This is a genomic window from Kitasatospora sp. cg17-2 (genome assembly GCF_054031055.1).
On the sequence record NZ_CM132923.1, the window covers coordinates 9,029,014 to 9,050,490 of the forward strand.

20 protein-coding genes are annotated in these 21,477 nt (G+C 72.7%); 7 read left to right on the plus strand and 13 right to left on the minus strand.

The window, feature by feature from the left end:
* Nucleotides 1-92: 92 nt before the first annotated feature.
* Entirely contained in the window at nucleotides 93-791 is a 699-nt protein-coding gene (locus tag ACW14Y_RS37950; protein ID WP_456985055.1) for a DUF1062 domain-containing protein, read from the minus strand.
* A 223-nt stretch (nucleotides 792-1,014) separates the two neighbouring features.
* On the opposite strand from ACW14Y_RS37950, the gene ACW14Y_RS37955 reads away from it, so the two are divergent.
* Nucleotides 1,015-1,149, plus strand: coding sequence for a hypothetical protein (locus ACW14Y_RS37955; protein ID WP_456985056.1), 135 nt, complete (start codon nucleotides 1,015-1,017; stop codon nucleotides 1,147-1,149).
* Nucleotides 1,150-1,294: 145 nt separating this feature from the next.
* Nucleotides 1,295-1,837, plus strand: a complete 543-nt coding sequence (locus tag ACW14Y_RS37960) for an EF-hand domain-containing protein (RefSeq protein ID WP_456985057.1) — start codon at nucleotides 1,295-1,297, stop codon at nucleotides 1,835-1,837.
* A gap of 260 nt (nucleotides 1,838-2,097) precedes the next feature.
* On the opposite strand, the gene ACW14Y_RS37965 is transcribed toward ACW14Y_RS37960, so the two are convergent.
* Entirely contained in the window at nucleotides 2,098-2,955 is an 858-nt protein-coding gene (locus ACW14Y_RS37965; protein ID WP_456985058.1) for a hypothetical protein, read from the minus strand.
* A gap of 205 nt (nucleotides 2,956-3,160) precedes the next feature.
* On the opposite strand from ACW14Y_RS37965, the gene ACW14Y_RS37970 reads away from it, so the two are divergent.
* On the plus strand, nucleotides 3,161-3,814 hold the full coding sequence (locus tag ACW14Y_RS37970; protein ID WP_456985059.1) for a TetR/AcrR family transcriptional regulator: 654 nt from the start codon (nucleotides 3,161-3,163) through the stop codon (nucleotides 3,812-3,814).
* Between the two features lie 76 nt (nucleotides 3,815-3,890).
* Here ACW14Y_RS37970 and ACW14Y_RS37975 read toward each other — a convergent pair whose 3' ends face one another.
* The 3 genes from ACW14Y_RS37975 to ACW14Y_RS37985 form a co-directional block, all read right to left on the minus strand.
* Nucleotides 3,891-4,922: a hemolysin family protein gene (locus ACW14Y_RS37975; protein ID WP_456985060.1), complete on the minus strand. Its 1,032-nt coding sequence runs from the start codon at nucleotides 4,920-4,922 to the stop codon at nucleotides 3,891-3,893.
* Nucleotides 4,919-6,274 (minus strand): hemolysin family protein, encoded by a 1,356-nt coding sequence (locus ACW14Y_RS37980; RefSeq protein ID WP_456985061.1) that lies wholly within the window; start codon nucleotides 6,272-6,274, stop codon nucleotides 4,919-4,921. The genes ACW14Y_RS37975 and ACW14Y_RS37980 overlap by 4 nt, the downstream gene beginning before the upstream one ends.
* 281 nt (nucleotides 6,275-6,555) lie before the next feature.
* Entirely contained in the window at nucleotides 6,556-6,921 is a 366-nt protein-coding gene (locus ACW14Y_RS37985) for a hypothetical protein (RefSeq protein WP_456985062.1), read from the minus strand.
* A gap of 265 nt (nucleotides 6,922-7,186) precedes the next feature.
* Between ACW14Y_RS37985 and ACW14Y_RS37990 the strand changes: the two genes are divergently transcribed.
* Together ACW14Y_RS37990 and ACW14Y_RS37995 are read left to right on the plus strand one after the other, a co-directional pair.
* Complete coding sequence (locus ACW14Y_RS37990) at nucleotides 7,187-8,200, plus strand: phospholipase (RefSeq protein WP_456985063.1); 1,014 nt, start codon at nucleotides 7,187-7,189, stop codon at nucleotides 8,198-8,200.
* Nucleotides 8,201-8,354: 154 nt separating this feature from the next.
* A complete protein-coding gene (locus ACW14Y_RS37995) occupies nucleotides 8,355-8,882 on the plus strand; it encodes a GtrA family protein (protein WP_456985064.1) in 528 nt (175 codons plus the stop codon).
* 61 nt (nucleotides 8,883-8,943) lie between these two features.
* On the opposite strand, the gene ACW14Y_RS38000 is transcribed toward ACW14Y_RS37995, so the two are convergent.
* The 8 genes from ACW14Y_RS38000 to ACW14Y_RS38035 all read right to left on the minus strand — a co-directional run bounded on the left by ACW14Y_RS38000 (nucleotide 8,944) and on the right by ACW14Y_RS38035 (nucleotide 19,003).
* Nucleotides 8,944-9,546 (minus strand): LysE family translocator, encoded by a 603-nt coding sequence (locus ACW14Y_RS38000; RefSeq protein ID WP_266272344.1) that lies wholly within the window; start codon nucleotides 9,544-9,546, stop codon nucleotides 8,944-8,946.
* Between the two features lie 193 nt (nucleotides 9,547-9,739).
* Entirely contained in the window at nucleotides 9,740-13,297 is a 3,558-nt protein-coding gene (gene dnaE / locus ACW14Y_RS38005) for a DNA polymerase III subunit alpha (RefSeq protein ID WP_380301107.1), read from the minus strand.
* A 147-nt stretch (nucleotides 13,298-13,444) separates the two neighbouring features.
* Nucleotides 13,445-13,912 (minus strand): SRPBCC family protein, encoded by a 468-nt coding sequence (locus tag ACW14Y_RS38010; protein ID WP_456985065.1) that lies wholly within the window; start codon nucleotides 13,910-13,912, stop codon nucleotides 13,445-13,447.
* A gap of 134 nt (nucleotides 13,913-14,046) precedes the next feature.
* Nucleotides 14,047-16,035, minus strand: a complete 1,989-nt coding sequence (locus ACW14Y_RS38015) for a ricin-type beta-trefoil lectin domain protein (protein ID WP_456985066.1) — start codon at nucleotides 16,033-16,035, stop codon at nucleotides 14,047-14,049.
* 258 nt (nucleotides 16,036-16,293) lie between these two features.
* A complete protein-coding gene (locus ACW14Y_RS38020) occupies nucleotides 16,294-16,866 on the minus strand; it encodes a hypothetical protein (protein WP_380301101.1) in 573 nt (190 codons plus the stop codon).
* Nucleotides 16,867-17,022: 156 nt separating this feature from the next.
* Nucleotides 17,023-17,730 (minus strand): phosphatase PAP2 family protein, encoded by a 708-nt coding sequence (locus ACW14Y_RS38025; RefSeq protein ID WP_456985067.1) that lies wholly within the window; start codon nucleotides 17,728-17,730, stop codon nucleotides 17,023-17,025.
* Entirely contained in the window at nucleotides 17,727-18,332 is a 606-nt protein-coding gene (locus ACW14Y_RS38030; RefSeq protein ID WP_456985068.1) for a phosphatase PAP2 family protein, read from the minus strand. The genes ACW14Y_RS38025 and ACW14Y_RS38030 overlap by 4 nt, the downstream gene beginning before the upstream one ends.
* 20 nt (nucleotides 18,333-18,352) lie before the next feature.
* Nucleotides 18,353-19,003 (minus strand): DedA family protein, encoded by a 651-nt coding sequence (locus ACW14Y_RS38035; RefSeq protein ID WP_380301095.1) that lies wholly within the window; start codon nucleotides 19,001-19,003, stop codon nucleotides 18,353-18,355.
* A gap of 154 nt (nucleotides 19,004-19,157) precedes the next feature.
* On the opposite strand from ACW14Y_RS38035, the gene ACW14Y_RS38040 reads away from it, so the two are divergent.
* A complete protein-coding gene (locus ACW14Y_RS38040; protein WP_380301093.1) occupies nucleotides 19,158-19,835 on the plus strand; it encodes a response regulator transcription factor in 678 nt (225 codons plus the stop codon).
* Nucleotides 19,828-21,294, plus strand: coding sequence for an ATP-binding protein (locus ACW14Y_RS38045; protein WP_456985069.1), 1,467 nt, complete (start codon nucleotides 19,828-19,830; stop codon nucleotides 21,292-21,294). The genes ACW14Y_RS38040 and ACW14Y_RS38045 overlap by 8 nt, the downstream gene beginning before the upstream one ends.
* Nucleotides 21,295-21,477: the final 183 nt, after the last annotated feature.

Consider the following 21,477-nt stretch of genomic DNA (forward strand, 5'->3'; position numbering starts at 1 on the left):
GGAGCGCGGCCGGAGGACCTGTCCCCGGACTGGGCCGCCCCCCGCGCGAGGGATCGCGTGGAGGGCGGCCACCGGCTGCTACCTCCCGGCTGCTACCTCCCGGCCGCCGCCCGGCGCGGGAGCTCCCGGGCGGGTGCGGACGGCTGCCCGGTCAGGGCCGGGGCGGTGGGTTCGGCGTCGGGCCCGGCGAGGGACTTCGCGTGCTTGGCCGCGTCGACGGAACCCGGTCCGTGGAGGGTGAGTTCGAAGTCCTGGTGCGCCTTGGTGTCCGGCGCGAACGGCAGGCGGATCCGCCCGTCCGCGACCAGCCGGCGCACCTCGGCCCGGCTCAGGCCGAGCCCGAGCTGGAGCAGCCGCTCCACCCGGACCGGTGCGGGCAGTTCGAAGCGCACCCGGACCGGGAGCGGGTTCGGGTCGTCGAGCGCGTACAGCGGCACGCGGGTCTCCAGCTCCCACGTCCCGGTCCAGTCGAGCCGGTACCGGTTCTTCGCCGCGAGCGACGCGCTCGTCACCAACTCCCGGACCGCGGCCGGGTCGTTGGTCTCGTACGCCACCAGCCGGGCCGGTTCCAGCGTCGAGACGTGGGCGCGCTCGTGGACGGGCACCTTGGAAGTCCGGTCGCACGTGGCGCAGCTCAGCAGCAGCCACACGTCGAGCATCTTGCCGTTCGCGTTGACGCGGATCTTCCCCGAGGCGCGGTGCCGCGTGCCGGGGCAGTCCGGGCAGGACCGGACGACGGTGGGCAGGGCGGACTGACGCACGGCCCACAGGGCCTTGCGGTCGGTATTCATATGTCTTGGGTGCTTTCAGGACTCAGCAGGAGGGCACGCCGAACTCGGTCGGCGGCTCCCGCTCTGCGACGGATGCTCACGAGGGGCGCGACCCATCGCCCCGGGGCCGGGTCCTCAGGCTCCGGGGGCGATCGCGCGACAGGTACGTACTACGTGGCAGTCATCAAAAGTCCATGCGGGAGATCATGGGGGAGCCGCCGGCCCGCGGCAACCGAATTTCCCCGTGCCCCGGGCGGCGACCGCCGGGCTGCTGGCCATGGTGAACGGTCTCGGCTCCAGCGTGCTGGGCGGCCAGCGCACCGGCGAGGCCGCGACGGCGATCCTGGCCCGTCATCTGGACGAGCTGTTCTCCCGTTAGCACAGCCGGGGCGGCCCGGGGCGGTTGTGCCGGGAATCCCCGGCTCTTCCGCCGAAGCCCGACGGGCCCGTGCGCCGCGCCTCTACAGTCGCCAGCCTGTCGCCACACGTGGTGGTGCAGCGGCTCGGCACAGGGAGGCCCGTTCATGGCCAACGAGTTCCAGCGGCGCAAGCTGCGCAACGTCTTCGCCGCCTTCGACACCGACGGGGACGGCTGCCTGCGGCAGAACGACTTCCGGGCCCTGGCGGAGCGCTGGGGCCGGCTGCCGGCCGTCCAGCGGGACCCGGCACTCGGCGTCAGGGTCGAGGCACTCATGCTGGGCTGGTGGGACCACCTGCTCACGGTCGCGGACAGCAACCACGACGGCAAGGTCGACATGGAGGAGTTCCTCGTCCTCGTCGACCGGCTCCCCGCCCTGCGCGACGTGGTCACGGCGACCGCCGACACCGTCTTCGACGCGGTGGACGAGAACGGCGACGGCCGGATCTCCCGCACCGAGCACGGCCGGCTCGTCGACATCTGGCACGGCCGGACCGTCCCGACCGACGACGTCTTCGACCTGCTCGACCTGGACGGCGACGGCTTCCTGAGCCGACCCGAGTTCGCCCTCCTGTGGGAGCAGTTCTGGATCAGCGCCGACCCGTCCGACCCCGGCAACGTGATGTGCGGCCGCATTCCGGAGCAGTGACCCGGCGCCCGTCCGGACCGTTCACAGGATGCTCCACCCGTCATCGAGGCCTCCGCGCCGCGGCCCTTCGACCCGGCGTCGTACCTCGGCGCGACCGCATCCGGCGCCCGTGAGGTGCTCGTAGGGTCACGGGACCGGCGGGCGCACCGGGCGGTGCGCCCGCCGGACGTCGGACTCCGCAGGCCGGGGTGGGGGGCCGTTCAGCGCCGGGTGGGCCGACGACGGTGCGGGCAGGAGGATCGGTGGCGTCTGTCGGCGGGTCAGCTGCGGGTGGTGCGGCGGCGGGCGGTGTAGAGGACCGCGCCGCCGGTGGTTGCCAGGGCCACGGCGCCGATCGCCAGGGTGGTGAGGGTCCCGTCGTCGGCTCCCGTGGCGGCCAGGGCGGGGGCGGCCGTCGCCGTGGCCGTGGGGGAGGCGGTGGTGGCGGCGGCCGGGGTGGTGGTGGCGGTCGGCAGGGCGGGTGCCGGGGTTGTCGGGGTCGGTGTGGTGGGCGCGATCGGTGCGGGGGTGGTGGCCGTGGGGGTCGCGGTGGTCGGCCTGGCGGTGGTCGGGGTGCTGGTCGGTGTGGGCGTGACTGTGGGAGTGGTGGTCGGGGTCGGGGTGGGGGAGGTGCACGCGGTGCCGCCGTTCCAGGTGGCGATGGCCAGGCCCGAGTACGGCTCGTCGGGGTAGTGCGGCAGCGGGTTGTCGCTGTCGCTCCCGTCGTAGCTGCCGTCGCCCGAGTAGAGCGCCAACTCGCCGAAGCAGGGAGGAAGATGACCGCTGACGTCGAGGGTGTCGCGGTAGTGCGCGCGGTTCAGGGTGGTAGTGGCCCGGCCGAGCTGGGTGTGGTGGCCCGAGGTGGCCCAGGTGGCTCCCTGGGTCGTGTACGAGGCGAGCGAGACGTGGTAGTCGCAGCCGACGGCGGGTTCGCCGGCCAGTCGGACCTGGACGGTGCCGGTCGGGCCGGGCATGGCGGCGCTGTTCGTCCAGTGGGTGCCGCCGTCGACGGAGTACTGGACCGGGGCGCGTCCGCAGTCGGGTGCGGCCTGCGCGGCCGGCGCGGCGAGGACGGCGGCACTGGCGGTGAGGCCGAGGGCGGTGAGCGCGGGCACGCTGCGGCGGAGGCGGTGGTGCAAGGGGTTCGCTCCTGCTGGAGTGGCTGGGTCGGGTGGGTGTGCCGTGTGCACAGATGCACGGGTGCGGGTTCGGCGGCGCCGCTCTTCGCGCGAGGGCGTGGGCGGCGATCGGCGCGCCCCCGCCAAACTCATTGCACTCACCGTGCAAGGCGTACACTTGCACTCGCAGTGCAAGGATGTCAAAGAGCGGCCGGAGGAGCGCCAAGTGAAGCAGGGCGAAGCCACCGGGCCCGGCCCGGACGGGCGCACCGAACGCGGTCGCCGGACCAGGGAGAAGATCGCCGACGCGATGCTGTCGCTGATCGACGAGAATCAGGCGCACTTCCCCGCCGACAAGGTGGCCGAGCGTGCGGGAGTCTCCCGGCGGCTGGTGTTCCACCACTTCGCGGACATGGCGGAACTCGCGGAGGTTGCCGTCAACCGCCGCCTGGAGCAGCTGGCCACCCAGATCCGGCCGCTGCCCACCGAAGGGCCGCGCGACGTTCGGGTGGCGGCCCTCGCGGAGCAGCGCGCCCGGATCCTGGAAAGTGTCACCCCGGCCCGGCTGGCCATCATGCGGCTGGAGAACCCCTCCCCCCGGATCCAGGAGGCCGTCCAGCAGATGCTGGACTTCGCGCGGCTGCGCCTCTCCCAGATCTTCGCCACCGAACTCGACCGGCTGCCCGAGTCCGAGCGCACGGATCTGCTCGACGGCCTGGACGCGGTGACCACCTGGAGTGCCTGGTACCACTGGCGCGGCTCCGGCCTGAGCGAGGATCGGGCCCGCCGTGCCATGGCCGCCACGGTGCACACCCTCCTCGCCGGGAGTGATCGCGGGGAGGAGGCCGGGAGCTCCGAGGGTCCTGGGCTCCCCGAGTGATCCGCGCCGGGCAACGCGGCGGCCCGTGCCGCCCCTCGCGCGGGGCGGGGGCGGCACGGGCCGAGGGGGCGGAGCGTCAGCGGGCGCCGGCGGTGGGGGCCGGGCCGACGAGTTCCTTGAGGACGTCCTCCATGGTGACCAGGCCGAGCGGCGTCCCGTCGGCCGTGATCGCGGCCGCGAGGTGGGTGCCGGAGCGGCGCATCGCGGTCAGCACGTCGTCCAGGGGCATCGCCGCCGGGACGCGGGCGATCGGGCGGAGCGTACCGGGCGGGAACGGCCGGTCGCGGGTGCCGTCGTGCTCCAGCGCGTCCTTGATGTGCAGATAGCCGTCCACCCGCTGGTCCGGGCCGAGCACCGGGAAGCGCGAGAAGCCGGTGCGGGCGGCGAGCTGTTCCAGCTGCGCCGGCGTGGTGCCGGGGCCGGCGAAGACGATCCGCTCGCGCGGCGTGACGACCTCGGAGACGGGCCGGGAGCCCAGCTCCAGGGCGTCGTGCAGCAGCTCGGTGTCCCGGGCGCTGAGCAGCTCCGCGTCCGAGGAGTCCTTGACCATCCGGGCGAGCTCGTCCTCGGTGAACACCGAGGCCACCTCGTCCTTGGGCTCGACCTTGAGCAGGCGCAGGATCCGGTTGGCGAAGCCGTTGATCGAGAAGACCACCGGGCGCACCGCCCGGCAGGTGGCCACCAGCGGCGGCACCAGCAGCAGGGCGGCCCGCTCGGGCGCGGCGAGCGCGAGGTTCTTCGGGATCATCTCGCCCAGCAGCATGTGCAGATAGGTCGCCGTCCCCAGGGCGATGACGAAGGCGACCGGGTGGATCAGGCCCTCCGGCACGCCGAGGCTGTGGAACGGCGGCTCCAGCAGGTGGGCGATGGCCGGTTCGGCGACCATGCCGAGCACCAGCGAGGAGACGGTGATGCCGAGCTGGGCCGTGGCCAGCATGGCGGAGACGTGCTCCAGGCCCCAGATCACGGTGCGGGCGCGGCGGTCATCGGCCTCGGCGAGGGGTTCGACCTGGCTGCGCCGCACCGAGATGAGGGCGAACTCGCCGCCGACGAAGAAGGCGTTGGCCACGATGGTGAGCAGGCCGACGATCAGCTGGACGGCGGTCATCGGGTCCGCTCCTGGTGCTCGGGGCGGTCGTCGTCGGGGGAGTCGGCGGGTTCGGGGGCGGTGATCCGCACCCGTTCGGCGACGTGGTGGGCGACGGCGCCGACCTCCAGCGTCCAGCCGTCGACCTCGACGGCGTCGCCGACCCGCGGGATCCGGCCGAGCCGTTCGGCGATCAGGCCGGCCAGCGTCTCGTACGGCCCCTCGGGCACCGGCATGCCGATGGCTTCGAGCTCGTCGGTGCGGGTGATGCCGTCGGAGTCCCACCGGTGCCGCCCGTCCTCGGCGGTGCCGAGGTCGACCAGGTCGGGGGTCCCGGTGGGGTCGTGCTCGTCGCGGACCTCGCCGACGACCTCCTCGACGATGTCCTCCAGGGTGACGATGCCGGCGGTGCCGCCGTACTCGTCGATGACCACGGCGAGGGTCTCCTCGCCGCGCATCCGGTCGAGCAGGCGGTCGACGGTGAGGGTCTCGGGGACCAGCATCGGTTCGGTCATCAGGGCCGACACCCGCTGGCTCGCCCGCCGCTCCACGGGCACGCCGAGGGCGTCCTTGATGTGGACGGTGCCGACCACGTGGTCCAGGCTGCCCCGGTAGACCGGGAAGCGGGACAGGCCGGTGGCCCGGGTGAGGTCGGCGACGTCGGCCGCGGTGGCGTGCTCCGCCAGGGCCTGGACGTCCACCCGGGGCTTCATGACGTTCTCCGCCGTCAGCTCGCGCAGGTTGAGCGAGCGGATGAACAGCTCGGCGGTGTCGGGCTCCATCACGCCCTCGCGGGCGGAGTGCCGGGCGAGCGCGACCAGTTCCTGCGGGGTGCGGGCGGAGGCGAGGTGCTCGGCCGGCTCCAGGCCGAACCGCCGGACGACGCGGTTGGCGGTGTTGTTCAGGTGGCCGATGAACGGCGCGAAGGCGGCCGAGAACCAGTACTGCGGGGCGGCCACCACCTTGGCGACGGCCAGCGGGCGGGAGATCGCCCAGTTCTTGGGCACGAGTTCGCCGGCGACCATCAGCACGACGGTCGACAGCAGCACGCCGAGGACGAGCGAGCCGGTCTCGGCGGCGGCCTCGGGCAGGCCGACGGCCTCCAGCGGGCCGCGGAGCAGCGCGGCCACCGAGGGCTGCGCGATCATGCCGATCACCAGGCTGGTGATGGTGATGCCCAGTTGGGCACCGGAGAGCTGGAAGGTGAGCCGCCGGACGGCCTTGAGCGCGGTCGCGGCGCCCCGCTCACCGGCTTCGGCGGCCCGTTCGACGGCGGCGCGCTCCACGGTGGTGAGGGAGAACTCCGCGGCGACGAACAGGGCGCAGGCCGCGGTCAGGAGCAGGGCCAGGATCAGCAGGAGCGCCTCGCTCACCGGGTCACCCCCGCCCCGGTCGGTGCGTACGACGGGCAGCGGGGAACGGCTGGGTGATGACTGGGAGGTTCGTCCATCGCGGGGTCCGCGACTCCTTCGTGCAGAGGTTGATCGGTTCTACAGAAGTGTAAAGGAATGGCAAATCAGTGCGGCGTAAGGCCCGGGTCGCCACGCGCTCCCGCGTGCGCGTCGACCCGGGCCCGATGGTGTCGCACCGTCCGGTGGTGTCACGCCGTCCGGTGGTGTCACGCCGTCCGGCGGTGTCGCACCGGCCGGTGGTGTCACGCGGTCCGGCGGCGCCGGAAGATCGCCCGGACGGCGAACACGATCGCGACGATCAGCCCGATCACGAACAGCACGATCAGCAGGATGACGACGATCACGGCGATGCCGAGCTTCTTGAAGAAGCCGCCCTTCTTCTTCTCGTCCTTCTTGTCGCCCGCCGCGAGGGAAGTGCCGTGGGCGGCGGCCGGCGCTGACGTCAACGCCGCGCCGGCCGCCGTCGAGCCGGCCGGCGCGGCGACGGGGACGGCGACGGGCGCGGTGACGGCGGGGGCGGCCGCGACGGCGGCCGTGGCCGGTGCGCCCAGCAACAGCCCGGCGGCCACGAGGGCGGGGGCGACCTTCGCGAGTATGCGCGACTTCACTGCTTCTCCTGTCGTTCGGTCCTCGGCATGACGGTCCGGCATCGGAACGGCCCCCCGTCAGCCGACTTCTACAGCACTGTAGATGATCTCCGCACGAGGGCCGGACGGGGGAGTCGACAGGTCGACAGGTCGGCGGACCGGCCGTCATGATCGCCGCCGAACCCGCCGTTCACCGCACGTCGACCTGCGGTTGGTGATATCGATTGACGGGGAGCTGACAAATCGAGTACCGACGAACGACGAACGACAAGAAGGGAGCGACCTCGTGACGACGAATCACCTCGACACCCGGCCGCGCGGAACCCGCCCGCGGGGTGGCCGCCTGCGGACGCTGCCCGCCCTGGTGGCGGCGCTGTGCGCGATCCTCGGGACCACCGCGCTCGCCGCCCCCGCGCAGGCCGCCGACACGCGCCGCCCGGTCTACGCCGTCGCGCACCGGGTGGACACCCTGGACGGGGTGGACGCCGCGATCGGCCACGGCGCCAACGCCATCGAGATCGACGTCTGCGCCTGGTGGAACCCGAACGAGTGGCGCGCCTGGCACGACTGTTCCTCGGCCGGTGAGAACCGCCTCGGGCCCAGCTTCGACAGCATGCTCGACCGCATCCTCTCCCACGCCAGTGCGGGCCGCCGGCTGTCGCTGGTCTGGCTGGACATCAAGGACCCGAACTACTGCGGCGAGGAGCCCAACCGCACCTGCAGCGTCGCCGGCCTGCGGGACAAGGCCCAGCGGCTGACGGCCGCCGGGATCCAGGTGCTCTACGGCTTCTTCGAGTACCACGGCGGCAGCACCCCGGACGTCGGCGGCCGGGGCTGGCAGAGCCTGGCGGGCCGGCTCGGCCCGCTGGAGGGCATCACCACGACCGGCACCCGCGACCAGGTGCGCGGCGCCTTCGACCGCTCCGGCTCCGGCTTCCCGGCCGGCCGGCGGGTGATGGACTACGGGGACAGCGACATCACCAAGGGCTTCGGCAACTGCACCGAGGCGACCTGGAACACCTGCGCCGAACTGAAGAAGGGCGCCGCCGACCGGTCCGCCGGCCGGCTCGCGGCCACCTTCTCCTGGACGACCACGTACAACGACCCGTGGTACGTCGACAAGCTCCTCGGCGAGGCCCAGGTGGACGGCATCATCGCCGGTTACGGGGCCTTCACCGGGGTGCGCGAGTACGACAGCGGCTGGCAGTGCGCCAATGCCGTCAACCTCGTCCGCGACTGGGTCAACCGCCACGGCGGCACCCATCGGATGGCGAACAGCGGCGACCGGCTGTTCCGCTAGGGCGCGCCCCCATCACTGATGGCGCCACTGTGGCGCCATGCGGACTGGACATGGCGCCACTGCTTACGCCATGCTGATGCCAAGGGGAAACGCGCGCTCCCGGCCTCGCGGTCGGGGGCGCGCGTTCCGGGGGCGGGAACCGAAGGGGCGGATCATGACGGCAGAGCGGCGCCGGGAGCGGGCGGAGGTCGGGGGCCTGGTCGCCTTCGCCCGCTTCGTGGTCTGCGGCGGCGGCGTGGGCGTGGCCGCGAGCTTCGCCGTGGCGGCCCTGGCCGGGTGGCTCCCGCAGGTGCCCTGGGTCCTGGTCAACGCGCTGGTCACCGCGGCCTCCACGCTGCTCGCGACCGAGCTGCACGCCCGCTTCACCTTCGGCCCGGGCGGCCGGGCGACCTGGCGCCAGCACGTCCAGTCGGCCGGATCGGCGGTGGCCGCCTATGCGGTGACCAGTTCGGCCGTGCTCGTCCTGCACCAGGTGGTGGCACGGCCCGGCGCGGTGGCCGAGCAGGCCGTCTACCTCTCGGCCTCCGCGCTGGCGGGCGTCGCCCGGTTCGCGGTGCTGCGCCTGGTGGTGTTCGCGCGCACCCGCTCGGCGGCCGTTGCCGAGGCCCGCCCCCTGACCGTGGCCGTCGCCCGTGCCCGGATCGCGGCCGCCGACCCCACCGGGCTCTGCCGCGCCGCCTGAGCCGCACCGCGCCCGGCGGTCGGCGCCCGGCGGTCGGCGCCCGGCGGTCGGCGCCCGGCGGTCAGCGCAGGGCGACCGCCGCGCCCGAACGCTCGGTGGCGATCCGGATCGCGAAGCCCGCCAGGGCCGTGCCCACCACGTAGCGGTGCACGCGCTGCCAGAGCGGGTGCCGGGAGAAGAACCCGGCGACCGAGCCGGCCGTGACGATGAAGAAGGCGTTGCCCGCGACCCCGACCACGATCAGGGTCAGCCCCAGCACCACGCCCTGCAGGCCGACGTGACCGCGCGACGGGTCGACGAACTGCGGCAGCAGCGAGATGTAGAGGATCGCCACCTTGGGGTTGAGCAGGCAGGTGAGCAGGCCCATCAGGAAGAGCTTGCGGGGCCCGTCGTGCGGCAGCTCCTGGGCGGCGAACGCGGAGCTCCCGCCCGGCCGGACGGCCTTCCAGGCGAGCCACAGCAGGTAGCCGGCCCCGGCCAGCTTGACCGCCAGGTAGATCTCCGGCACCAGCGCGAAGACGGTGGCGATCCCGGCCGACACCGCGAACAGGTAGACCAGGAAGCCGAGGGCGACCCCGGCCAGCGAGGTCAGCCCGGCCCGGCGGCCCTGGGCGATGGAGCGGGAGACCAGGTAGATCATGTTCGGTCCCGGTGTCATCACCATGCCGAGTTCCACCAGTGCGATTCCCGCGATTGCTCCCGGCCCGACCACAGCGCTACCCCCCGTACGTACGTTCGTCGGGAGGGAACCTAGCAGGTCACGGCGGGGCGGAGCGCGGCGAGGCGGGCCGGTGTCCACCACCGGCCCGCCTCGTAGTACCGCCGCCGCACTGCCGCCGCACCGTCGCCGGGCTCCGTCAGCGGACGCTCGTGCCCATCCAGGAGCGGTTGCCGAGCAGGGTCTTGACGTCGGAGGCGAAGCCGTTGTCGGGGTTCACCTGGAAGCCGAGCTCGTAGAGGGTGTCCTTGTCCCAACCGGTGGTGAGCAGCCGGACGGGGACGTCGCCGGGGTGGGCCTGGAGGGCGAGCTTGAGCTCGGCGACGACCCCGGGGGTGACCCGGGCCGCCGGGACGGTGATCTGGACCGGGGGCTTGGTGCCGAGCTCGGCGGAGGAGACGTCGAGGGTGGTGAGCTCCTGCCCGAAGATGCTCAGCGAGCCGTCGCGCTCGTTGAGGCGGCCCCGGACCGAGACGACGTTGTCCTCGACCATCTGATCGGCCATCAGATTGTAGGTGGCGGGGAAGAAGAGCACCTCGACCGAGCCGTCGCGGTCGGCGACGGTGATGATCGCCCAGGCGTTGCCGGCCTTGTTGATCCGGCGGTCCACGGCGGTGATGAGGCCGGAGAGGCGGACCTCGCCCTCGGTGCGGCCCGAGCCGAGCAGGTCGGCGATCGAGGTGTCGCGGTTCTGGGAGAGGATGTGCTCGGCGCCGTCGAGCGGGTGGCTGGAGACGTAGAGGCCGAGCATCTCCCGCTCCAGGGAGAGCAGTTGGCGGCGCGGCCATTCGCGGTCGGTGAGCTGGAAGTCCAGCCCGATGCCGCCGCCCTCCTCGGCGTCGAGCGCGCCGAAGAGGTCGTCCTGGCCGATCGCCTGCTGCTTCTTCAGCCCGGTGACGGCGTCGATCGCGGTCTCGTGCACGGTGCTGAGCGAGAGCCGGGTGTGCCCGAGCGAGTCGAACGCGCCCGCCTTGACCAGGGAGTCGACGGTGCGCTTGTTGCACACCACCAGCTCGACCTTGTCCAGGAAGTCCGGGAACGAGGTGTACTTGCCCTTCTCGGCCCGGGTGGCCACCAGCGATTCGATGACCGGGACGCCGACGTTGCGCACCGCCTTCAGGCCGAAGCGGACGTCGCTGCCGACGGCGGTGAAGTCGACCACCGACTCGTTGACGTCGGGGGAGAGGATCCGGATGCCCATCTGCCGGCACTCGGCCAGGTAGATCGCCATCTTGTCCTTGTCGTCGGCGACCGAGGTGAGCAGGGCGGCCATGTACTCGGCGGGGTAGTTGGCCTTGAGGTACGCGGTCTGGTACGAGACCAGTCCGTAGGCGGCGGAGTGCGATTTGTTGAAGGCGTAGCCGGCGAACGGGACCAGGACGTCCCAGACGGCCTGGATGGCCTCGTCGGAGTAGCCGCGCTCCTTGCAGCCCGCGTGGAAGGGGACGAACTCCTTCTCCAGCACCTCCTTCTTCTTCTTGCCCATCGCCCGGCGGAGCAGGTCGGCCTGTCCGAGCGAGTAGCCGGCGAGCACCTGGGCCGCTCGCTGGACCTGCTCCTGGTAGACGATGAGGCCGTAGGTGGGGCCGAGGACGTCGGCGAGCGGCGCCTCCAGCTCCGGGTGGATCGGGATGATCTCCTGCTGGGCGTTCTTGCGCAGCGCGTAGTTGGTGTGCGAGTTCATGCCCATCGGGCCGGGCCGGTACAGCGCGGAGACGGCGGAGATGTCGGCGAACTCGGTGGGCTTCATCAGCTTGAGCAGGGCGCGCATGGGGCCGCCGTCGAGCTGGAACACGCCGAGGGTGTCGCCCCGGGCCAGCAGCTGGTAGGTGGTGGGGTCGTCGATCGGGATCTTCTCGATGTCGACGTCCACGCCGCGGTTGGCCTTGACGATCTTGATGCAGTGATCGATGATGCCCAGGTTCCGCAGCCCCAGGAAGTCCATCTTGATCAGGCCCATGGCTTCGCACGACGGGTAGTCGAAGCCGGTGATGATCACGCCGTCCTTGTCCCGCATGTGCAGCGGGATGAGGTCGAGCAGCGGCGTCGAGGAGAGGATGACGGCCGCGGCGTGCACGCCGGTGCCGCGGATCAGGCCCTCGATGCCCAGGCCGGTGTCGATGATCTTCTTGACATCGGACTCGTTCTCGTACAGCGAGCGGATCTCGGTGCCCTCGTTGTACCGCGGGTGCTTGTCGTTGAAGAGGTCCGCCAGCGGGACGCCCTTGCCCATGACGTCCGGCGGCATCGCCTTGGTGATCCGGTCGCCCATCGCGAACGGGTAGCCGAGGATGCGGTTGGCGTCCTTGACGGCGGCCTTGGCCTTGATCGTGCCGAAGGTGTTGACCTGGGCGGTGTAGGCGGAGCCGTACTTGTCGGTGACGTAGCGCACCATCTGGTCGCGCTGGCGGTCGTCGAAGTCGATGTCGACGTCCGGGGGGTTGATGCGCTCGGGGTTCAGGAACCGCTCGAACAGCAGGTCGTGCTCCAGCGGGTCCAGCTCGGTGATCCGGGTCAGGTAGGAGACCATCGAGCCGGCCGCCGAGCCTCGGCCCGGGCCGACGGGGATGCCGTTGTCCCGGGCGTACTGGCAGATGTCGGCGACCACGAGGAAGTAGGCGTCGAAGCCCATCGGGGAGATGACGCCCATCTCCAGCTCGACCCGGTCCAGCACCTCCTGGCTCGGGTTGTCGCCGTAGCGGTGCTGGAGCCCGGCGGCGATCTTCTGGCGCAGGAACGAGGCCTGCGTCTCGCCCTCGGGGACGTCGAACTGCGGCATCCGGTCGACGTAGGTGAACACCTCGTCGTACGACTCGACCCGCTCCGCGATGGCCAGCGTGTTGTCGCAGGCCTCCGGCAGCTCGCGGAAGAGCTCGCGCATCTCCTCGGCGGTCTTGACGTAGTAGCCGGTGCCCTGGAACTTGAACCGGTTCGGGTCGTCCTTGTTCTTGCCCACGCCGACGCAGAGCAGGCTGTCGTGGGCGTCCGCCTGGTCGGCGGTGACGTAGTGCGAGTCGTTGGTGGCCAGCAGCGGGATGTTCAGCTGCTTGGCGAGGCGCAGCAGGTCCTCGCGCACGTCCTGCTCGATGGACAGGCCGTGGTCCATCAGCTCCAGGAAGTAGTTCTCCTTGCCGAAGATGTCCTGGTAGGCGCCGGCCGCCTTGACGGCCTCCTCGTACTGCCCGAGCCGCAGCCGGGTCTGCACCTCGCCGGAGGGGCAGCCGGTGGTGGCGATGATGCCGGTGGCGTTGGCGGCGATCAGCTCGCGGTCCATCCGGGGCTTCATGTAGTAGCCCTCCATCGACGCGAGCGAGGAGAGCCGGAAGAGGTTCCGCAGACCGGTGGCGTTCTGCGCCCACATGGTCATGTGGGTGTAGCGGCCGCCGCCGGAGACGTCCTTGCCGCCCTCGCCGTCGGCGCTGGCCGGGCGCTGGCCGCCGGGCGACCAGAACACCTGCTTCTTGTGGAAGCGCGAGGACGGGGCGACGTACGCCTCGATGCCGATGATCGGCTTGACGCCGGTCTTGGCGGCGGAGTGGAAGAACTCGTAGGCGCCGAACATGTTGCCGTGGTCACTCATCGCGATGGCGGGCATGCCCTGTCTCTCCGCCTCGGCGAAGAGCTTGCCGTTCTTCGCGGCCCCGTCCAGCATCGAGTACTCCGTGTGGACGTGCAGGTGCGCGAAGCTGTCGGACACGGCGCTGGGCTCCTCGGGAGGGACGGCGGGACGGCGGGACTGGCAAGCGGTCCAGGGTAGTCGGTCGGCGCGCGCGACACGCCAGCGGTGTGGGCGCGGCCGACCGATCGGGCCGGGGAGCCGGGCCGCAGGGCCCCGGGGACGCGGTCAGGCCGGATGGTGGTCGGGCACGGCGTTGAGCTCGACACCGTGCTCCAGCAGGGCCTTCATCGAGCACAGCGTGGTGGTGAAGCCGCCGACGGTGTCGTTCACCCAGCGCAGGGTCTCGTCCCCCGACCCCCGGAAACCGGTCTCGGTGACCTCGACGAAGGTCGTCTCCGCCGGGCGCGGGGTGAACCTCAGCTCGACCGTCGTCGGCCGGTCGTAGTTGCCCCACTCGAACCGGATCAGGCGGCCCTCCTCGACCTCCAGGACCTTGACCGCGGCCGAGGCCCCGTAGGTCTTCCACTCCCAGCGCAGCGCGGCGCCCGGCACCATCGGGCCGCTGCTCCCGCTGTACCAGAACCGGGTCGTGACGGCCGGGTCGGCGAACGCCCGGAACGCCTCGTCGGCGGGCCGGCGGACGAGCATGCAGGCGTAGGCCCGCGGATCCTGGGTGAGCTGAGGTTTCTCCATGCCGAGGATGATCCGCCGTCGCCGGGCGGGGACCAAGCACCCGGCCGGGTCCGGCCGCACGTGGTGCCGGGGCCGGGGGTGTCCGCCCCGGCCCCGGCCCCGACTGTCGTCCGCGGTCCGCCGTCCGCCGTCCGTCAGCGGAGCTGGAGGGACCACTCCTGCTTCCAGCCGCCCTCGCAGGTCCAGACGCCGAGCTGCTTGTGGTCGGAGTCGTGGGTGAGGCAGTCGTCGTCGGAGATCTGGATCCGGTACTTGCCGTTGCCGACCGCGACGAACTTCCACTTCTGGTTGGAGGTGTCGCCCCAGGCCTGCTGCTCGGCCACGTAGGTGTCGGGGTTCTCGGTGAGGTTGTAACCGAGGTCGTTGACGATCCGGTAGCGGTCGCCGCCGAGCGGCTTGATCGTCCAGGTGGACCCCTTGTAGCCCAGGATGCCGCCCAGGACCGGCGCGCCCCAGCTCGCGGTCTCGTTGGGGGCCGTGGCGCCGAGGCCGTTGTCGAGCTTCAGGAACAGCGGCCGCTCGGTCGGGACGCTCGCGCCGCCGCCGCCCGTCGGGGGCTTCGGGTCCTTCGGATCGGTCGGCGTGCCTCCGCCGCCGCCCGGGGCGACGACGCCGCCGGAGGCCGATTCGAGCACCCACTCCTGCTGCCAGCCGCGCTTGCAGGTCCACACGCCGAGCTGCTTGAAGTCGGAGTCGTGGGCGAGGCAGTCGTCGTCGGAGATCCGGATCTGGTACCTGCCGTTGCCGACGCCGACCAGCTCCCACTTCTGCTTCGAGGAGTTGCTCCACGGCTGGAGCTCGGCCATGTAGCCGCCGCTCTCGGTGAGGTCGAGGCCGTAGGAGCTGGTGATCCGGTAGCGGCCGCCGCCCACCGGGGTGAGCTTCCACTTGGACTCGTTGCCGCCCCGGATCCCGGGGACGACGGCGGCACCGGCGGAGCCGCCGACGGGGAGGGCGCCCAGGCCGTTGTCGAGCTTCAGGGTCACGTCGGCACCGTTGCCGGGCGTGGTGGGGTTGGTGGGGCCGGTGGTCGGCGGGGTGCCGCCCCAGGCCCAGTTCTGGTTGGGCGCGTCGCGGTTGCTGTCGGAACCGCAGGCCCAGGCGACCACGGAGCTGCCGTTGGCGGTGCGGCCGCTGTAGTCGTCGATGCAGACGTCCTTGGAGCGGTCGTCCGGGTCCGTCATGTGGTGCAGGCCGCCGCTGGGCGACATGTGCCAGCGCTGGCCGGGGATCTCCAGGCAGTCCCAGACCTGGAGCTTGTTCCCGTTGGCGGCCCTGTTGTCCGCCAGGTCGAGGCACTTGCCGTTGGCGGCCCGGAGCTTGTAGCCGTTGTAGGTCCACCTCTGGGCGTCGCCGCCGTTGCACTCCCACATCTGCACGGGGGTGCCGTTCGCGCTGCCGTTGCCGCTGACGTCCAAGCAGGCGTGGTTGCCGGGGGCGCTGTCGGGGGTCAGACTGCCCGTCCTGCTGCCGTAGCCGGAGCGGGCGGGGAAGTGCAGGGTGCGCACGTCGCCGTCGCACTTGTAGGGCCGCGCGGTGCCGGAGCGGCAGGTCCACGGCTCCTTCTTGACGCTGTCGCCGTCGTTGCCGACGAACGCCCAGTTCATGTAGCCGCCGTCGCCCCGGTTGCGGAAGGTCGACTCGCCCTGGAACACCCAGATCCGGAACTTGTCGTAACCCGAGGGGTCCTTCTGCTCCTCCTTGTTCATGAAATGGTTCAGCTTGTAGGTGGTGTCGATCAGCACCCCCTTCATATCGGCCTTGTGCTCGTTCGTGAACCATTCGGTGTCGTACATGTCGGTGCCGACGGTCTTGAACACCAGGACATTGAACCCGGGAAACTTCTGGCTCAGCTGCGACGCGGTTTTCTGCGTGAACTCCGCATTGTCCAGCTTGTTGGCGTTGGCGGCGCCGCGCATGGCCCGGATCATGTCGAAACCGGAGCTGATCAGCGAGGTCATGCAGTTGCCGCCGCCCGGCACGGCCGGGGTCCCGCAGGTCTTGTCCACCGGATGGCCGGGCGACGGCGCGGCCTGGGCGGACTGCGCGGTGAGGCCGCCGACCAGGGCGACGGCGGTGACCCCGCAGGCGAATGCGCGTTTCAGGCGGGACAGGGTTTTCATGGCGGAATCGTCTTTCTGCTCGCGTCGGAGACCTTTTTTCGTCCCGACCGAGAAGGACGATAGGCCCGGAAATCCGCCGCGCGGCCGCTCCCTGACGGCTTCCATATGACGGGGCCGGGAGCTCTGCCCTTTCGTGCAGGATCCGGCCCGGCCCGGCCCGGCGGCGTCAACCGCGCGAACGCCGACCGCCGGGGCCGCGTCCGGTGGGAGCGGCCCCGGCGGTCGCCGGTCACGGGCTTCGGTGAGGGGGTCGTCCGGTTACGGGCACAGCTGGTGCGTGGTGGGGGTGCACTCGGGGTCGGGGTCGATCGGGCCGGTGCCGCCCCCGGGCCGGTAGTTGGACCACCAGATCGGTGTGCCGCCGTAGTAGACGGCCAGGTTGCCGCCGTTCTGGATCGCGAGGTAGGCGCCGGGGTGGTACGGCGTACGGCTGTTCCAGACCGCGCGCATGGCGGCGTCGTAGGCGACGAGGTTGCCGTCGGCCTGCATGTAGAGGTACGTCCCGACGCCGTAGGTGCCGACGGCGGTCCAGATGGCGACGTTGTTCTTGTAGAGCACCACGTGGCCGTCCCACTGCTGGTACAGCACGGTGCTGCCGTCCGGCGAGGACCAGCTCTGGCCCCGGTTCAGGCCGGTGGTGCCCTGGATGACGGTCTGGTCGGCGTCCGAGGCGGGCGCGGCCGCGACGGCCGGCGCCGCCGCTGCGGGCGCGCTCGTCGCCGGGGCACCGTCGGCGGCCTGGGCGGCGGTCCCGCCCAGCAGCCCGGCCGCCATCAGTACGGCCCCCAGGGCGACACCGGTACGGGGAACGAGGGAAGGCGCGATCCTCATGACGGTCACTCTCCTCAAGTCACTTCTCCAGGTGGCTTGTTGCCTCGAAGAGTCTCACCGTGCCCGCGTCACCCGGGCAAAGCCCTTCGACCGAGGTCGAAACCGGGCGCGCCCCTGGCGGAGGCGCGCCCGGGGCGGTCACCCCGGAGAGTGGGGTCACCCGGCAGCGTGGTCACCCGGAGCGTGGTCACCTCGGAGGGCGTGCTCCCGGAGCCCGCGGAGCCGCGTCCGGAACAGCAGGGCGCCCAGGGCGAGCCAGGCGGCGGCCAGCACCCAGCCCGCCAGGACGTCCAGCGGCCAGTGCACACCGAGGTAGACCCGGGTGCAGCCGATCAGCAGCGCGAAGCCGGCGGCGGCCGTCGCGGCGGGGCGGGCCGCGCCCGGGCGCGCCAGCGTGACGGCGAGGGCGAGCAGGCCCGCCGAGAGGGCACCGGTGAAGGCGTGCCCGGAGGGGAAGGCGAAGCCGTGCGCCGTGAAGGCCCAGTCGGCGGCCGGCGGGCGGGGCCGGCCGAAGCCGTGCATCAGGCCCTGACGCAGCAGCTGCCCCACCGCCAGCCACGCCACCGGGGCGAGCAGCACGGCGACGGCGGCCGGCCGGGACCGGTGCGGGCGCGTCGCCCGTACGAGGAGGGCCCCGGCGGCGAGGGCGAACAGATAGGAGAAGACCCCGGTGCCCAGATCGGTGAGCAGCTCCGCGGCGCGCTCGGCCGGGTGCGGCCGGTGGGCCACCACCCAGTCGATCGTGCCGCGCTCGAATCCGAACGGCGCCCAGCCGTGGGCGGCGACCAGGGCGGCGAGGGCGGCGAACACCGCGACACCGAGGGCGAGGACGGCGCCGACCGCCGTCGAGGGACGCACGGTCATGCGGTCAGCCACCTCCGCAGCCCGCCCGTGCGGGCCCGGTCGACCAGGGGCGCGGCCCGGCCGGACAACAGGCCGAGCAGATGGCCGGCCGCCGCGCCGATCGCGGCCCCGAGGAGCACGTCGTGCGGGTAGTGGACGCCGACCAGCACCCGGCTGAGGCCCATCGCGGCGGCCAGCAGCAGTCCGAGCGCGCCGAGGCGGCGGTCGACGTGCCACAGGGCGGCGGCACCGGCGAAGACGATCACGGTGTGGTTGCTGGGCAGCGACCAGTCGCCGGCGCCGGGGCAGGTCTCCAGGGTCCGTCCCGCGTCGAGGACCTGGCAGGGCCGGGGTTCGCGCAGCACCGACTTGAGCAGGGTGTCTGCGGCGAAGGCCAGCGTGACCACCAGGGGCACGGCCAGCGCGCGGGCCATCAGGACGTCGTCGGCGCGGCGCGAGCGCCACCAGCCGAGCAGCATCAGGGCGGCGAGCAGCAGCAGCCCGGCGACGGCGTAGGCGGCGACGAGGTGCTGCAGCGGCGCCGGGAGGTGCTCGGCCCAGCGGTCCATCCGCAGGTACAGGCCGCCGTCGACCGGGCGGCCGTCGACGGCGAGCGTCCGCACGGGTCCCCCCGCGGGCCCGCTCACCGGGTCCGGCCCCGACGGCGGGCCCGCAGCACTTCCAGCACCAGCGGCAGCAGCGAGACCGCCACCACGACCGCGACCATCGGCAGCAGGTAGCGGTCGACGTTCGGGATCGAGGAGCCCAGCACGTAGCCCGCCATGACCAGGCCGACCGTCCACACCAGGCCGCCCACGACCTGCCACACCGTGAAGGTCCGGACGTTCACGCCGAGCGCGCCGGCCAGCGGGTTGAGGACGGTGCGTACCACGGGGATGAAGCGGGCGAGCACGACGGCCTTGCGGTGGCCGTAGCGGTCGAGGATCTCCTCGGCCCGTGCCGCTCCCTCGTGCAGGTGCCTGTTGCCGGAGCGGGTGAGCAGCGCGCGTCCGCCGCGGCGCCCCAGCAGGTAGCCGACCTGGGCACCGGTGAGGGCGCCGACCACCGCGGCCGCCAGCACCTGGCCGAGGTTCAAGTGCGGGCCGCTGCGCTCGCCGGTGGTGCACAGCAGACCGGCGGTGAACAGCAGTGAGTCACCGGGCAGGAAGAAGCCGACCAGCAGGCCGGTCTCCGCGAACATGATCACGGCGATGCCCAGCGCGCCGAACGCGGCCAGCAGCGAGCCCGCGTCCAGCGGATTGACGGCCAGCACGGCCGTCGGGGGTAGCACCATGGAAGCGCCTTTCCGAGAAGGGGACCCGGCCGCGCCCGGAGGCCGGGCCTCGTGCCCACTGACACGGCCAGCATGACCGAACGGCGCTGAAGGTCCGCTGAAGACCTGAAGACGTCTTCAGCTCCCCGGCGCGGCGACCTGCGACCCTGGGGGCATGCGCGTACTGGTGGTGGAGGACGAACAGCGGCTCGCCCTGGCGATCAAGCACGGCCTGGAGGTCGAGGGGTTCGCCGTCGACATCGTCCACGACGGCCTGTCCGGCCTGGCCCGCGCCACCGAGCACGCCTACGACGTGATCATCCTCGACATCATGCTGCCCGGCCTCAACGGCTACCGGGTCTGCTCCCGGCTGCGGGCCGCCGGCAGCGACGCGGGGATCCTGATGCTCACCGCCAAGGACGGCGAGTGGGACGAGGCCGAGGCCCTGGACACCGGGGCCGACGACTTCCTCTCCAAGCCCTTCTCCTTCCTCGTCCTGGTCGCCCGCCTCAAGGCCCTGGCCCGGCGCATCGGCTCCCGCGCCCCGCAGCGCACGGTGCTCGGCGACCTGGTGGTGGACTCCGCCGCCCGCACCTGCGCCCGGGCCGGGACACCGGTCGCGCTGACCCCGCGCGAGTTCGCCGTCCTGGACCACCTCGCGCGCCGGGCGGGCGAGGTGGTCTCCAAGCGGGAGATCCTCGACGAGGTCTGGGACGGCGGCCCCGACAGCGGGGCCAACACCGTCGAGGTCCACATCAGCGCCCTCCGGCGCAAGATCGACGCGCCGTTCGGACGGACCGCGGTGCAGACCGTGCGCGGCGTCGGCTACCGGCTGGCGGCCGACGGTGGCTGACCCCGGAGCCGCTGGTCCGCGGGCGGCCGGCCCCGCCCGCACCGGGCTGCTCGCGGCCCTCCGCCGACGGGCCGGCCGGCTGCTGCGCTCGCCGAGGGTGACCGCCGCGACCGAGCGGCTGGCACCCCGCTCGGTCCGCACCCGCACCACGATCGCCGCCTGCGCGGCCGTCGCCGTCGTCCTGCTGGCCGCCTCCGCCGCCGTGGTGCTCCTGATGCGGGTCAACCTGCACCGCACCGTCGACACCGCCGCCCGCGAGCAGGCCAGGGCGGTGGCCGGGACCGCCGCCCAGGGCCCCCTGCCGCACGTGCTCCCGCTCGGTCCCGGCACCGACTTCATCCAGGTCACCGACGCGTCCGGGGCCGTGGTCGCCGCCAGCCAGAACCTCGCCGGCCACCCCGCCCTCACCGGCACCGACGACGGCCGCGACAGCTTCGACCTCGGCATGCTCGGCGGCGAGCACCACCAGCGGGTCACCACCCTCACCACCGACACCCCGAACGGCCCGGTCACCGTCCGGGTCGGTGCCTCGCTGCACACCGCCGACACCGCCGAGGACCTCACCACCGCCGCGCTCGGCGGACTCAGCGCCGTCCTGGTGGCCACCGTCGGCATGGTGACCTGGCGGGCGACCGGCCGCGCGCTGCGCCCCGTCGAGGCGATCCGCGCCGAGGTCGCCGCGATCGGCGACCGCGACCTCGCCCGCCGGGTGCCCGAACCCGGCAGCGAGGACGAGATCGCCCGCCTCGCCCGCACCATGAACGCCATGCTCGACCGGCTGGAGGCCGCCGGGGTCCGCCAGCGGCGCTTCATCGCCGACGCCTCCCACGAACTGCGCAGCCCGCTCGCCGTGCTGCGCACCCAACTGGAGGTCGCCCACACCCACCCCGACCCCGGCGTCCGCGCGGACATGGTGGCCGGCGCGCTCCAGGACACCGACCGGCTCCAGTCGCTCGCGGCCGACCTGCTGCTGCTCGCCCGCCTCGACTCCACCGGGCACAACGGCCCGGCCGAGGAGCTGGACCTCGCCGAGCTGGTGCGCACCTGCCTGGACGGCCGGGGCGCCGGGCGGACGGAGGTGGTGGCGGAGCTGGCCGACGGGGTCGTGGTGACCGGGAACCCGATGTGGCTCGGGCGGCTGCTGACCAACCTCCTGGACAACGCCGAGCGCCACGCCCGCCACCGGGTGACGGTGCGGATCGCCCTCGACGGGGCGACCGGCCGCGCGGTCCTCGACGTCGCCGACGACGGCCCGGGTGTCCCGCCCGCCGAGCGGGAGAAGGTGTTCGAACGCTTCACCCGGCTCGACGACGCCCGCAGCCGCGACGACGGCGGCACCGGCCTCGGTCTGTCGATCGCCCGTGACATCGCCGCCCTCCACGGCGGCACCCTCACCATCGAGGACACCCCGGCCGGTTGCACCTTCCGGACCCGCCTGCCGGCCGGCCACCGGCGCTGAGGCGCTGACGAACGGCGGTACCCGGCGCGCGCGGAGCGATCCGGGCGCGCCCTCCGCGCCGCCCGACGCCACCGGCACGCCGTTCGGCGGAGCGGAATTATTACAGGGAGGGACACGATCGGCTGCGGCCGGGTTACAGTGAAATGGTCGCCCCGGCGTGTTCAAGGCAGTCCGTCAGGAACA

What these genes read in the sequence shown, in the direction of transcription:
- ACW14Y_RS37950 (WP_456985055.1), bottom strand. Translation starts at nt 791, where the DNA reads ATGAATACCGACCGCAAGGCCCTGTGGGCCGTGCGTCAGTCCGCCCTG.
- ACW14Y_RS37960 (WP_456985057.1), top strand. Translation starts at nt 1,295, where the DNA reads ATGGCCAACGAGTTCCAGCGGCGCAAGCTGCGCAACGTCTTCGCCGCC.
- ACW14Y_RS37975 (WP_456985060.1), bottom strand. Translation starts at nt 4,922, where the DNA reads ATGACCGCCGTCCAGCTGATCGTCGGCCTGCTCACCATCGTGGCCAAC.
- ACW14Y_RS37995 (WP_456985064.1), top strand. Translation starts at nt 8,355, where the DNA reads ATGACGGCAGAGCGGCGCCGGGAGCGGGCGGAGGTCGGGGGCCTGGTC.
- ACW14Y_RS38000 (WP_266272344.1), bottom strand. Translation starts at nt 9,546, where the DNA reads ATGGTGATGACACCGGGACCGAACATGATCTACCTGGTCTCCCGCTCC.
- ACW14Y_RS38010 (WP_456985065.1), bottom strand. Translation starts at nt 13,912, where the DNA reads ATGGAGAAACCTCAGCTCACCCAGGATCCGCGGGCCTACGCCTGCATG.
- ACW14Y_RS38015 (WP_456985066.1), bottom strand. Translation starts at nt 16,035, where the DNA reads ATGAAAACCCTGTCCCGCCTGAAACGCGCATTCGCCTGCGGGGTCACC.
- ACW14Y_RS38020 (WP_380301101.1), bottom strand. Translation starts at nt 16,866, where the DNA reads ATGAGGATCGCGCCTTCCCTCGTTCCCCGTACCGGTGTCGCCCTGGGG.
- ACW14Y_RS38025 (WP_456985067.1), bottom strand. Translation starts at nt 17,730, where the DNA reads ATGACCGTGCGTCCCTCGACGGCGGTCGGCGCCGTCCTCGCCCTCGGT.
- ACW14Y_RS38035 (WP_380301095.1), bottom strand. Translation starts at nt 19,003, where the DNA reads ATGGTGCTACCCCCGACGGCCGTGCTGGCCGTCAATCCGCTGGACGCG.
- ACW14Y_RS38040 (WP_380301093.1), top strand. Translation starts at nt 19,158, where the DNA reads ATGCGCGTACTGGTGGTGGAGGACGAACAGCGGCTCGCCCTGGCGATC.